At 73.1% G+C, this 12347-nt stretch carries 11 protein-coding genes; 2 read left to right on the forward strand and 9 right to left on the reverse strand.

Annotated features, from left to right (window positions below):
- Positions 1-34: 34 nt before the first annotated feature.
- The 5 genes from P4R38_RS19330 to P4R38_RS19350 all read right to left on the reverse strand — a co-directional run bounded on the left by P4R38_RS19330 (position 35) and on the right by P4R38_RS19350 (position 5761).
- Positions 35-712 carry a response regulator transcription factor gene (locus P4R38_RS19330; protein WP_277193606.1) on the reverse strand — a complete coding sequence of 226 codons (678 nt, stop codon included), beginning with the start codon at positions 710-712 and terminating at the stop codon, positions 35-37.
- Positions 709-1941, reverse strand: coding sequence for a sensor histidine kinase (locus P4R38_RS19335; RefSeq protein ID WP_277193607.1), 1233 nt, complete (start codon positions 1939-1941; stop codon positions 709-711). The genes P4R38_RS19330 and P4R38_RS19335 overlap by 4 nt, the downstream gene beginning before the upstream one ends.
- A 156-nt stretch (positions 1942-2097) precedes the next feature.
- On the reverse strand, positions 2098-3255 hold the full coding sequence (gene hutI / locus P4R38_RS19340; protein WP_277193608.1) for an imidazolonepropionase: 1158 nt from the start codon (positions 3253-3255) through the stop codon (positions 2098-2100).
- Positions 3252-4568, reverse strand: coding sequence for a formimidoylglutamate deiminase (locus P4R38_RS19345; protein ID WP_277193609.1), 1317 nt, complete (start codon positions 4566-4568; stop codon positions 3252-3254). The genes hutI and P4R38_RS19345 overlap by 4 nt, the downstream gene beginning before the upstream one ends.
- Positions 4565-5761, reverse strand: a complete 1197-nt coding sequence (locus P4R38_RS19350; protein ID WP_277193640.1) for an allantoate amidohydrolase — start codon at positions 5759-5761, stop codon at positions 4565-4567. The genes P4R38_RS19345 and P4R38_RS19350 overlap by 4 nt, the downstream gene beginning before the upstream one ends.
- 104 nt (positions 5762-5865) lie before the next feature.
- Between P4R38_RS19350 and P4R38_RS19355 the strand changes: the two genes are divergently transcribed.
- Entirely contained in the window at positions 5866-6342 is a 477-nt protein-coding gene (locus P4R38_RS19355; protein ID WP_277193611.1) for an aminoacyl-tRNA deacylase, read from the forward strand.
- Between the two features lie 223 nt (positions 6343-6565).
- Here the strand turns inward: P4R38_RS19355 and hutU are convergent, their stop codons facing one another.
- Genes hutU through hutH form a run of 3 tightly spaced genes read right to left on the reverse strand, consistent with a single transcriptional unit; the run spans position 6566 to position 10229 of the window.
- A complete protein-coding gene (gene hutU / locus P4R38_RS19360; protein WP_277193612.1) occupies positions 6566-8221 on the reverse strand; it encodes a urocanate hydratase in 1656 nt (551 codons plus the stop codon).
- Between the two features lie 17 nt (positions 8222-8238).
- Positions 8239-8676 carry an NUDIX hydrolase gene (locus P4R38_RS19365; RefSeq protein ID WP_277193613.1) on the reverse strand — a complete coding sequence of 146 codons (438 nt, stop codon included), beginning with the start codon at positions 8674-8676 and terminating at the stop codon, positions 8239-8241.
- Positions 8673-10229, reverse strand: a complete 1557-nt coding sequence (gene hutH, locus P4R38_RS19370; RefSeq protein ID WP_275237355.1) for a histidine ammonia-lyase — start codon at positions 10227-10229, stop codon at positions 8673-8675. The genes P4R38_RS19365 and hutH overlap by 4 nt, the downstream gene beginning before the upstream one ends.
- Positions 10230-10380: 151 nt before the next feature.
- On the opposite strand from hutH, the gene P4R38_RS19375 reads away from it, so the two are divergent.
- Positions 10381-11139, forward strand: a complete 759-nt coding sequence (locus P4R38_RS19375; protein ID WP_277193614.1) for an IclR family transcriptional regulator — start codon at positions 10381-10383, stop codon at positions 11137-11139.
- A gap of 45 nt (positions 11140-11184) precedes the next feature.
- Here the strand turns inward: P4R38_RS19375 and P4R38_RS19380 are convergent, their stop codons facing one another.
- A complete protein-coding gene (locus P4R38_RS19380; RefSeq protein ID WP_277193615.1) occupies positions 11185-12063 on the reverse strand; it encodes a hypothetical protein in 879 nt (292 codons plus the stop codon).
- Positions 12064-12347: the final 284 nt, after the last annotated feature.

Raw genomic sequence — 12347 nt, forward strand, 5'->3', positions numbered from 1 at the left:
GGCGGCCCCGCACCGCCGAGGCCGGGCCCGCCGCTCAGCCGCGGACGCGCACCAGGCCGGTCTCGTACGCCAGCACGACCATCTGCACCCGGTCGCGCAGGCCGAGCTTGGCCAGGATGCGGCCGATGTGCGTCTTGACGGTGGCCTCGGCGACGAACAGGTCGGCCGCGATCTCGGAGTTGGACAGGCCGCGTCCGACGGCGACGAGCACCTCCCGCTCCCGCTCGGTCAGCGCGGCCAGACGATCGCCGCCGGCGGGAGCGTCCTCGCCATCGGGTAGGTGCTCGGAGAACTGGTCGATCAGCCGCCGAGTGGTGGACGGCGCGACGACGGCGTCGCCCGCGTGCACCGTCCGGATCGCCGCGAGCAGGTCCGCCGGCCCCGCGTCCTTCAGGAGGAACCCGGCCGCACCCGCCTTCAGCGCGGCGAAGGCGTACTCATCGAGGTCGAAGGTGGTCAGGACGAGGACGGCGGGCGCGTCCGGCCGCGCGCAGATCCGCCGGGTCGCCTCGACGCCGTCCAGCCGCGGCATCCGGACGTCCATCAGCACGACGTCGGCTCGCATCAGCGTCAGGCTGTCGACCGCGGCCTGCCCGTCCGCGGCCTCGCCGAGGACGGCCGTACCGGGCTCCGCCTCGAGGACCATCCGGAAGCCCGCGCGGACGAGCGCCTGGTCGTCGACGAGGAAGACGCCGATGTCGCCGTCGGTCATGAGGCTGCTCCTGTGGTGGTGGGCGCCGGCACGTCCGACGACACGGGAATGGTTGCGGTGACAGCGAACCCGGGCCCGCGGCGTGGGCCTGCGTGGAGGGTGCCGCCGTACACGGTGACGCGCTCGCGCATGCCCAGGATGCCGTGGCCGGCACCGTCGTGCGCCACCGCCGCACCGAGGCCGTCGTCGGTCACGGCGACGATGAGGCCGTCCGGGGTGTGGTCGAGCCGCACGTGGGCGGTTGCGCCCGGGCCGGCGTGCTTCATGACGTTGGTCAGCGACTCCTGCACCACGCGGTACGCCGCCAGCTCGGCGTCGCGCGGGACCGGCGCCCGCTCGCCGGTCGACTCGAGCGTGGTGGGGACGCCGGCCGCCGTCGTCCGCTCGACGACGTCGGCGATCGCGTCGAGCCCGGCCTGCGGCGCCAGCTCCAGCCCGGCGTCCGGCGCTCGAAGCACCCCGACGAGCCGGCGCGTCTCGGCGAGCGCCTCACGCGCCGTGGCCGCGATGGTCTCCAGCGTGGTCGTGGCGGCCTCCAGCGCGGTCGTCGCCTCGCGCGAGCCGGACCGTGCGGCGTACGCGCCCCCGTCCGCCTGCACGACGACCACGGACAGGGAGTGCGCGACGACGTCGTGCATCTCGCGGGCGATCCGTGAGCGTTCGTCCTGCGCGGCGAGCGCGGCCCGCTGCTCCTGGTCGCGCTCGAGCGCGGCGTTCTGCTCCTGGAGCCGGCTGAGCACCGCCCGCCGGGACCGCAGGAGGTCGCCGAGGATCCACGCGCCGACCGCACTCATGCCCAGGGCGACCGTGCAGATCACGACGCGCAGGGCGTAGTCCTCCCAGGTCGCCACCGACCCCAGCAGGCCCCAGCGCAGCCCGCCGATCAGGGCGCCTGCGACGCCGAGCGCCAGTCCGATCAGACGCCGCCGTCGCGTCACGCCGTACGCCGCCGTCGCGTAGATGGCGAGCAGCGGGGCGATGTCGGCCGGCAGGACGCTCTCGTGCGTCGCGAGCTGAAGGACGCAGAAGACGGCCATCGCCCCGGCAGCGGCGACCGGATGGGTCCTGCGCCACCACAGCGGGACGACGATGGCCGCGCTGAGCAGGGTGAGCCACCACGACCAGACGGCCAGGACGAGCGAGGTCGTCAGCAGCAGGCCGCCGACGATGATCCCGTCCAGCAGCCGAGGGCGCCGCCGGAGCACGTCGTACCGGCTGTCCACGTTCACCCCAGCAGCGTAGGCAGAGGCGCGTGCCCCGGCGTCAGCCCACGGTCTGACGTCCCCTCGCCGCCCCCACCACCACCGGCAAAAGCTGGCGGCCGGCACACGCATGCCTGTGCAACCCGTCAACTTCTGCCGGGAGCAGGGCGGGCGGCCGGGTTCTCAGAGGTCCAGGGCGCGGGCGAGGGGGACGCCGACGCGGTACGGGATGTGCAGGTACGACGGCGCGTCCAGGACCGTCAGGTCGGCCCGGGCGCCCACCCGCAGGTGACCGACGTCGTCCCGGCGCAGGGACCGGGCACTGCCGAGCGTCGCGGCCTGCAGCGCCTCGGCCGGCGTCATCCCCATCTCGCGCACCGCCAGCGCGATCGCGAGCGGGATCGAGCTGGAGTAGCACGTGCCGGGGTTGCAGTCGCTGGCCAGCGCGACGGTGACGCCGGCGTCGAGCAGCCGGCGCGCGTCGGGGTACGGCGAGCGCGTCGAGAACTCCACGCCCGGCAGCAGCGTCGCCACGGTGTCGCTCCCGCAGAGCGCATCGACGTCGTCGTCCGACAGGTACGTGCAGTGGTCGACGGACGCGGCACCGAGCTCGACGGCGAGTCCGACGCCGGGCCCCGGGCCGAGCTGGTTGCCGTGGACTCGGGCGAGCAGGCCCGCGTCCAGGCCGGCCCGGAGCACCCGCCGCGACTCCTCCTCGGTGAACGCGTGGGCGCTGTGCGGCTCGCAGAACACGTCGATCCACCGGGCGTGCGGTGCGCAGGCGGTGAGCATGTCGCCGACGACGAGGTCGACGTACGCGGCCCGGTCGTCCCGGGCCTCCGGCGGCACCACGTGCGCACCGAGGAACGTGGTCTCGTCGGTGAGCTCGCGCGCCAGCCGGAGTGCGCGTTCCTCGTGGGTGACGTCGAGGCCGTACCCGCTCTTGATCTCGATCGTGGTGGTGCCCTGGGCGCGCATCTCGGCGACCCGCCTCGCCAGGAGCACCCGCAGCTCGTCGTCGCTCGCGGCCCTGGTCGCCTCGACGGAGACCGCGATGCCGCCGCCGTCGTACGGCTCACCGGTCATGCGCGCGGCGAACTCGGCCGACCGGTCACCCGCGAAGACCAGGTGCGAGTGGCTGTCGACGAACCCGGGGACGACAGCACGGCCCTCGAGGTCGACGCGGCGGTCGGCGTCGGGTGCGTCCTGCGACCGACCGACCCAGCTGACGCGACCGTCGGTGGCGACGAGCGCGGCGTCGTGGACCAGCCCGAGCGGTCCGTCGTGGGCCGGGTCGTTGGTGACGAGCTCGCCGATCCCGGTGACGAGTGTGGCGGTCATGCGTTCCTCCAGAGGGGGTCGATCGCGTCGGTGAGCAGGCGGCCGACGTCACCGAGCCGGTGCTGGCCGCCCTCGACGACGACCTCGCCGTCCCGGATGACCGTGTCGACGTCGGCGGCGGTCGCGCTCAGCAGCACCTGGTCCGCGGCGGATCCGGCCGTCCGTACCGAGTCCAGCCGGATCGCCACGAGATCCGCCCGTGCACCGACCTCGATCACCCCCGTGTCCGCCCACCCGATCGAGCCGTGCCCGGTCGCCGCCCGCAGCAGCTCGTTCGGCGTGAACCTGCCTCGCTGCCGGGTGACGAGCCGCTCGTGCATCTCCAGTGCCCGCGCCTCCTCGAAGAGGTCGATGACCGCGTGCTGGTCCGAGCCGAGGCTGAGTGGGGCGCCCGCGTCGGCCAGGCGCCGGGCTGGACCGATCCCGTCGGCGAGGTCCCGTTCCGTGGTCGGGCAGAAGCACGCGGTCGTACCGGTGCGGCCGAGCATCGCGACGTCGTCACCGGTCAGGTGCGTCGCGTGCACGGCCGTCGTCATCGGGCCGAGGGCACCCGCCGCGCCGAGCAGAGCGGTGGGCGTACGGCCGTACGTGACCAGGCAGGCGTCGTTCTCGGCGGGCTGCTCGGACAGGTGCACGTGCAGCGGGCGGCCCCGTGCCGCCTCCACCACGGTGGGAATCTGATCGCGTGGCACGGCCCGCACGGAGTGGATCGCGGCGCCGATCACGGTGCTCGCGTCAGCGGTCAGGGCCGAGACTCGTGACGCCCAGACGTCCGCGTCGCCGTCCCCGAAGCGGAGCTGCCGGCTGCTCAGGGGGTCGTGGTCGCCGGCGCCGAGCCCGCCGGCGAGGTAGCACGTGTCGAGGAGCGTCAGCCGGACACCGGCCTCGCGCGCGGCCTGCCGCAGCGCCTCACCCATGGCGTTGGGGTCGTCGTACGGCGTCCCGTCCGGCTGGTGGTGGACGTAGTGGAACTCCCCCACCGATGTGACTCCCGCGAGAGCCATCTCGGCGTACGTGGCGCGGGCGAGGGCGAGGTAGGAGTCCGGATCGAGCTGTGCGGCAACGGAGTACATGCCCTCGCGCCAGGTCCAGAACGTGCCGCCGCCGTGGTGGGTTCGTCCGCGCAGGGCTCGGTGGAACGCGTGGCTGTGGCAGTTGGCTAGGCCGGGGACGACGACGCCGGGCAGTCGTTGCGCGTCGCCCTGCGGCTGCTCCGGAGTGACCGCGGCGAACCGTCCGCCCTCGATCTCGAGACGGACCGACGATGCGATGCCCGTTGGCAGCAGGCCGTTCTCGGCCCAGTACGTCGTCATGACGCGAGCCCTCGGACGACGGTCGCGAGCGCCTCCACCCCCGCGTGACAGTCGGCTGCCTCGGCGAACTCCTCGGGCGAGTGGGACACACCGGTGGGGTTGCGGACGTACAGCATCCCGGTCGAGATGCCGGCGTTGGCGAGGATGCCGGCGTCGTGGCCGGCTCCGGTGCCGAGCATGGGCGCACCGCCACCCAGTAGGTCCCGCATCCGTTGCGCGAGAGCCGGGTCGAAGGTCGTCGTGCCCGTCCACGACTCCTCGGCGACCGTGCCGCCGTGCTGCTCCGCCGCCTCGGTCACGTCGGCCACGGCCCGGCGTACGTCGTTGTCGACCGGACCACGCGCGTCCAGCCAGCCGGTCACGCGGGACGGGATCGCGTTGACGCCGTTCGGGTCGACGACGACCTTGCCCATCGTGGCGACGCAACCACGCTGCTGCGCAACGGTTCTCGCGGCCAGGACGGTCTGCGCGTACCCGAGCATGGCGTCGTGGCGGTCCTCGAGGCGAGTGGTGCCCGCGTGGTTGGCCTCACCGGCGAAGTCGATCCGCCACCGCCCGTGCGGCCAGATGTCCGTCCCGACCGCGACGGCCGACGTGGCGGGATCCAGGTCGGCGAGCGCGCGTCCCTGCTCGACGTGCAGCTCGACGAACGTGCCGATGCGGCGCAGGGTCTCGTCGTCGCGGCCGATGTCGGTACGTCGTCCGGCGGTCTCCAGCGCCTCTGCCATGGTGCGGCCGTCGGCGTCCTTCAGACCCAGCGCCCGGTCGGCGGTCATGGCGCCGGTGATGACCCGCGAACCGGCACACGCGACACCGAACCGGGCGCCCTCCTCGTCGACGAAGTTGACGACCCCGAGCGGCACGGTGGGCGCGAAACCGTCGGCCCGCAACGCGTCGATCACGGCGAGCGCGCTCACGACGCCGAGCGGGCCGTCGTACGCCCCGCCGTCGGGCACCGAGTCCAGGTGCGAGCCGATGACGACACCGGGCGCCGCGTCGGGGTCGCCCCACCAGGCCCACTGGTTGCCCATGCGGTCCTCGGTGAGGTCCAGACCGCGCTGCGCGCACTCGCCGGCGAACCACTCGCGCAGGGTGTGGTCGTCGCGGGTCCAGGCGAACCGTCGGTAGCCGCCCGTCCCGCCGTCACGTCCCACGGGCAGGATCTCGGCCCACATCCGGTCGAACTCGGTCAGCGCACTCACCGGTCCATCACACCGCATCCGGCCTGCGGATCGCGGCGTCCTGCGGTCCTGACGTCTCGGATCCGAGACAGGGGCGCCGGTCTACGCTGACGGGCATGACGGCATCCGGCGAGGAACGGGCCGCGGCCGCGCTGAGCGAGTCGGGCATCGAGCACACGATCACCCGGCACGGGCGGGTCGGGTCGCTGGAGGAAGCGGCCGCAGCGCGTGGCGTCGAGCCGCGCGACATCATCAAGACGCTGGTCGTACGCCGCGCGGAGGGTGAGTACGTGCTGGTGCTCGTGCCCGGCGACCGGCAGATCTCCTGGCCCAAGCTGCGATCGGTCCTCGGCGTGAACCGGCTGTCGATGCCCGACGCCGACACCGCGCGGGAGGCGACCGGGTACGAGCGGGGCACCATCACGCCCTTCGGCTCGACGACCGCGTGGCCGGTGGTCGCCGACGTGACCATGAGCGGCCGGACGGTCTCGCTGGGCGCGGGCGCGCACGGGGTGGCCGTGACAGCGGAGGCCGACGACGTCGTACGCGTCCTGGACGCCCGGGTCGCCGACGTCACCGACCCCGCCGGCTGAGCCAACCGCCGGCTGGGCCAACCGCTGGTTGAGCCGAGCGAGGCGCCAGCCGAGCTCGTGTCGAAACCACGCGACCGTCAGGGAGAGTCTCCCCGTACGGCACCAGGTTTCGACACGGCCCTTCGCTAGCGCTCCGGCCCGGCCCAACCAGCGAGGGCGCGGCTCAACCAGCGAAGTCGCGGCTCAACCAGCGAAGTCGCGGCTCAACCAGGGAGGGTTCGGCTCAGACCTCGCGCATGGGGATGCGGATGTCCTGGGCCTCGGCGGTCTGCTCGGCGATGTCGTACCCGGCGTCGACGTGGCGGATCACGCCCATCGCGGGGTCGTTGGTCAGCACGCGAGCGAGCTTCTCCGCGGCGAGGTCCGTACCGTCGGCCAGCGACACCTGGCCCGCGTGGATGGACCGGCCGATGCCGACGCCGCCGCCGTGGTGGATCGACACCCACGACGCGCCGGAGCTGGTGTTGACCAGCGCATTCAGCAGCGGCCAGTCGGCGATCGCGTCCGAGCCGTCGGCCATCGCCTCGGTCTCGCGGTACGGCGAGGCGACCGAACCGGTGTCCAGGTGGTCGCGGCCGATCACGATCGGCGCCGAGATCTCGCCCGACCGGACGAGGTCGTTGAACGCCAGACCGGCCTTGTCGCGCTCCCCCTGGCCGAGCCAGCAGATGCGCGCCGGCAGGCCCTGGAACGCGATCCGCTCCTGGGCGCCCTTGATCCAGGTGTGCAGGCGCTCGTTGTCCGGGAACAGGTCGAGCACCGCCTTGTCGGTGACGGCGATGTCCTTCGGGTCGCCCGAGAGCGCCGCCCAGCGGAACGGGCCCTTGCCCTCGCAGAACAGCGGCCGGATGTACGCCGGCACGAACCCGGGGAACGCGAACGCCCGGTCGTACCCACCCTGGCGGGCCTCGTCACGGATCGAGTTGCCGTAGTCGAACACCTCGGCGCCGGCGTCCTGGAACTCCACCATCGCCTGCACGTGCTTGGCCATCGACGCCCGCGCCCGGTCGGTGAACTCCTCGGGCTTCTTGTCGGCGTACTCGTGCCAGTCGCCGAGCTCGATGCCCTCGGGCAGGTACGACAGCGGGTCGTGCGCGGACGTCTGGTCGGTGACGATGTCGATCGGGACGCCGCGGCGCAGCAGCTCGGGGAAGATCTCGGCCGCGTTGCCGACGACGCCGACCGACCAGCCGCGCTTCTCGTTCTTGGCCGCGACCGCCTTGTCGATCGCGTCGTCGAGCGAGTCGGCGACCTCGTCGAGGTAGCGGTGCTCGACGCGACGCCGCAGCCGGGACTCGTCGACGTCCACGATGAGGCAGGCACCGCCGTTCAGCGTGACGGCCAGCGGCTGCGCACCGCCCATGCCGCCGCAGCCGCCGGTGAGGGTCAGTGTCCCGGCGAGCGTTCCGTTGAACCGCTTCTCGGCCACCGCGGCGAACGTCTCGTACGTGCCCTGGACGATGCCCTGGGTGCCGATGTAGATCCACGAGCCGGCGGTCATCTGCCCGTACATCGTCAGGCCGAGCTGCTCCAGGCGGCGGAACTCCGGCCAGTTCGCCCAGTCACCCACAAGATTCGAGTTCGCGATGAGGACGCGCGGCGCCCACTCGTGCGTCTGCATGACGCCGACGGGACGGCCGGACTGCACCAGCATCGTCTCGTCCGGCTTGAGCGTGGTGAGCGTGCGGACCATCGCGTCGAACGACTTCCAGTCGCGCGCCGCCCGGCCGGTGCCGCCGTACACGACCAGGTCGTCCGGCCGCTCGGCCACCTCGGGGTCGAGGTTGTTCTGCAGCATCCGCAGCGGGGCCTCGGTGGTCCAGGACCGTGCCGTCAGCTGCGTCCCGCGGTTCGCCCGTACGGGCCGTGCACCTTCCATGTCAGTCTCCTCCGTGCTCAGCCGCGCAAGGCGGTCGCAGTCGTGGTGTCGAGAAGGTCGTGGACCTGGGCGGCCCAGACCGTGGCGTTCTCGGGCAGCGCGTCGATCGGGAACCAACCGACCTCGTCGATCTCGCCGTCGTCCGGCGAGACGGGCTCGCCTTCGAGGGTGGCGTGGAACATCAGCCGGATACCGTGCCGCTCGACGCCGTCCCAGCCCGGCTGGACGGCGTCGTCCACACCGAGGATCCGCCCGACGGAGACCTCGCAGCCGGTCTCCTCGCGGACCTCGCGGCGTACGCCGTCTGCCGGGCTCTCCCCGTAGTCCAGCCCGCCGCCGGGCAGGGTCCACCGGTCCTGCGCCGGCCCGGGCGAGACCTGGTGGACCAGCAGCAGCCGGTCGTCGCGGACGCACACGGCGTACACGCCGACGCGGACCCGGCCCGGCGTGCTCATTGCAGCGGACCCGTCACGGTCTCGGCCGCGGCGAGCGCGGCGCCGGTGGCCACGAGCTGCACGGCGTTCTCGATCTCGGGCGCGAGGAACCGGTCGGTGCCCGGACCCTCGGTCGTCTCCCGCAGCGCCGCGACGACGGCGGCCGTCGCCGGGGCGGGCGTGAGCGGTGCGCGCAGGTCCAGCGCCCGGGCGGCGGTGAGCAGCTCGACCGCGAGGACGCGGGTCAGGCCGTCGACCGAGCGCCGCAGCTTGCGGGCCGCCGACCAGCCCATCGAGACGTGGTCCTCCTGCATCGCGCTGGAGGGGATGGAGTCCACGGAGGCGGGGGCGGCGAGCCGCTTCATCTCCGAGACGATGGCCGCCTGGGTGTACTGCGCGATCATGTGACCGGAGTCGACGCCCGGGTCGTCGGCGAGGAACGGGTGCAGCCCGTGGTTGCGCGCCGCGTCGAGGAACCGGTCCGTTCGCCGCTCGCTGATGCTCGCCACGTCCGCCGCGACGATCGCCAGGAAGTCGAGCACGTACGCGACGGGCGCGCCGTGGAAGTTGCCGTTCGACTCGACGCGACCGTCACGGGTCACGACCGGGTTGTCGATCGCGGCGGCCAGCTCACGGCCGGCGACCTGCGCGGCGTGCTCGACGGTGTCGCGCGCGCCGCCGGCCACCTGCGGCGAGCAGCGCAGCGAGTACGCGTCCTGGACTCGGGTGCACGCCTCGGGGTCGCGGTGCGACTCACGAATCTGGCTGTCCGCCATGACCTTTCGTAGGTTGGCCGCACTCAGTGCCTGACCCGGGTGCGGACGGATCTCGTGCAGGTCGGCCGCGAAGACGTCGTCCGTACCGAGCAAGCCCTCGACCGACATGGCCGCCGTGATGTCGGCCGTCTTGAGCAGCCGACGGAGGTCGGTGATGGCGAGGACGAGCTGGCCGAGCATCCCGTCGGTGCCGTTGATGAGGGCAAGGCCCTCCTTCTCGGCCAGCTGGACCGGCTGGATGTCGTTGTCCTGCAAAGCCTCTGCGGTATCACGCAGTTTGCCGTCGCGGTCGCGGACCTGGCCCTCGCCCATCACCGCGAGCGCGCAGTGGGCCAGCGGGGCGAGGTCACCGGAGCAGCCGAGCGAGCCGTACTCGTGCACCACCGGCGTGAGGCCGGCGTTGAGCAGCTGCGCGTACGCCTGGGCGGTCTCCTCGCGGACGCCGGTGTGGCCGGTCGCCAGGGTCGACAGGCGCAGCAGCATGGTCGCGCGCACGACCTCGCGCTCGACCTCCGGGCCGGAGCCCGCGGCGTGTGAGCGGACCAGGCTGCGCTGCAGCTGGGCGCGCAGCTCCAGCGGGATGTGCTTGGTCGCGAGCGCACCGAACCCGGTCGAGACGCCGTAGTGCGGGATCGGGTCGGAGGCGAGGTCCTCGATGACGGCGCGCGACCGACGTACGGCGGTCAGCGCCTCGTCGGACAGGCGCACCGGGGCGTCGTGGCGGGCGACGGCGACGACGTCCTCGAACGAGAGCGGGCCGGTGCCGACAGCGACCTCGGCGGGTACGGGGCTGGTCATGCCTCCCATTGCACCGCCGACCGGCATCCGCTCGCGACCACCGGAGCGATCCGCCTGTCTCGGATGCGAGACACGGCGGCCGTCGGAGGTCATCATGGGACGTGGTGGCCTGGCACCATCGTCTCGACCCTGACTCCGCGGAGAACGCACGATGAGCAACGCACCCGCCGCCGCGCAAGCGCTGGCCGTCCTGCAGCTGCTCGCCCGGCACGCCGAGCCGATGCCGGCGGCCGCGATCGCCCGCGACCTCGGCCTGGCCCGCTCCTCGACGTACCACCTGCTGAACGTCCTGCGGGACGCCGGCTTCGTGAGCCATCTCGGCGACGACCAGCGCTGGGGCCTCGGGGTCGCGGCGTTCGAGCTCGGGTCCGCGTACTCCCGGCAGGCTCCGCTGCAACGGATCTCGCGGCCGGTGCTCTCCCGGCTCGTCGACCGGACCACTCACAACGCCCACCTCGTCGTGCTGCACGGCCGAGATGTCCTGTACGTGATCGAGGAGCGTGCCCAGGGCCGGCCGTCGCTGGTCACCGACGTCGGCGTACGCCTGCCTGCGCAGCTCACCGCGTCCGGGCTAGCGATCCTCGCGGTGCTACCCCCGCAGCAGGTACGGGCGCTCTTCGCCTCGCGCGACGACTTCGTCCAGCGGCACGGCCGGGGCCCGACGTCGCTCACGGCGCTGCGCTCGGAGCTGTCCCAGGTCCGCACGCGCGGGTACGCGATCGAGCAGGACTCCGTGACACCCGGGCTGGCATCCGTCGGAGCGGCGGCGCTCGACCACAACGGGCTCCCGGCCGCAGGCATCGCCGTGACCTACCCGTACGAGCGCGTCGCGCCGGCCGAGCGGGAGGAGGTCGTCGACGCCGTACGCCGCGCGGCAGCTGACCTGTCGCGCCGCCTCGGCCACCGCTGAGGTCCCGCGCCGGGCGGCCGGCCCCAGGGCCTCCTTCGGCATGGCTTACCGAGCACTGGAGCGCTCGGTAAGACACACCGAACGCCGCCAACCACGCGCGACGAGACATTGCTCCACCTGGTCCATGAATTCATCACGCCGCAAGCGGTAGCCGAGGACCGGGATGCGCAGCACCTGGGTGCCGGCGATGACGACGTCGTTCTGGCGCAACGCGTCCGAAGTCGTCCGCTCCGCCCCGCCGTGGTGCGCGCCGTCGATCTCGACCGCGAAGCCGTACTGCTCGAACTCCACGTCCAGGTAGGCCGTCCGACCCGGCAGTCGGCGCACGCTCTGCCGGCTGGGGCGCGGCAGGCCGCGCCGACGGCACTCCGCCGCGAAGTCGAGCTCGCTCAGCGCCCGGGCACCGTTGCAGATGTCCTGGACGACCACATCGATCAGCCGGGACCGACGACCGCGACGGAGCACCGCCCACTGCGCCGACAACGCCGCCGGATCGACCAGTCGTTGCTGCACCACCATCGCCAGGACCAGCGCGGCCTCACGGTCGCTCCGCGCCCACAGGGCTGCCCGTACGGCGGCTCGTGCCGTCTCCACCCGCGGGAGCAGGCCACCCGGTGTGCCGGGCACCCGTCCTCGGGCGCCGGCGACGATGGCCGACCGACCGTCGGCCAGCCCGACGACAACGGATGACCGGGGCGGCGCGCGGTCGACGACGGACCCGACGTCGCGCAGCTGATGGACGGTCACACCGACCGGACGAGGCGGTCGCCGGCCCGGCGGGACGGAGACGTCGATGGTGCGCAGCGAGAACCCTGTGAGGCCGGCCGCGACCAGCGAAGCGGCGCCGTCGAGCACGCTCGCACTGCCGGTCTCGATCAAGGCGGTCCACAGACGACCGCGGGCCGTCACCTCGCCGACTGCCACCGTGTGTCGCCCGATGAGGCCACCGACCTGCAGCGCCCTCGTTGCGGACACCGAACCGGTCGACTCCGCTCTCTCGCAGCTGCCGCCGGGACACGACTCCACCCTGCGCGGCTCGCCAACCCGCGACGACCACCTCGCGCTGAGCCCGCGTCTCCCGTCCTCGGCGGTGAGGTACCGGCTGTGTGGTCATGGCGTAGAACGTGGCACCGCCCCGCGCGGCTGTCGTGCTCCCGAACGACCCTGTGGACGACGCTCCCCGAACCGCCCGGATGTGGACGACCGCC

Origin of the sequence: Luteipulveratus flavus (assembly GCF_029439465.1) — a bacterium.
Lineage (GTDB): Bacteria > Actinomycetota > Actinomycetes > Actinomycetales > Dermatophilaceae > Luteipulveratus > Luteipulveratus flavus.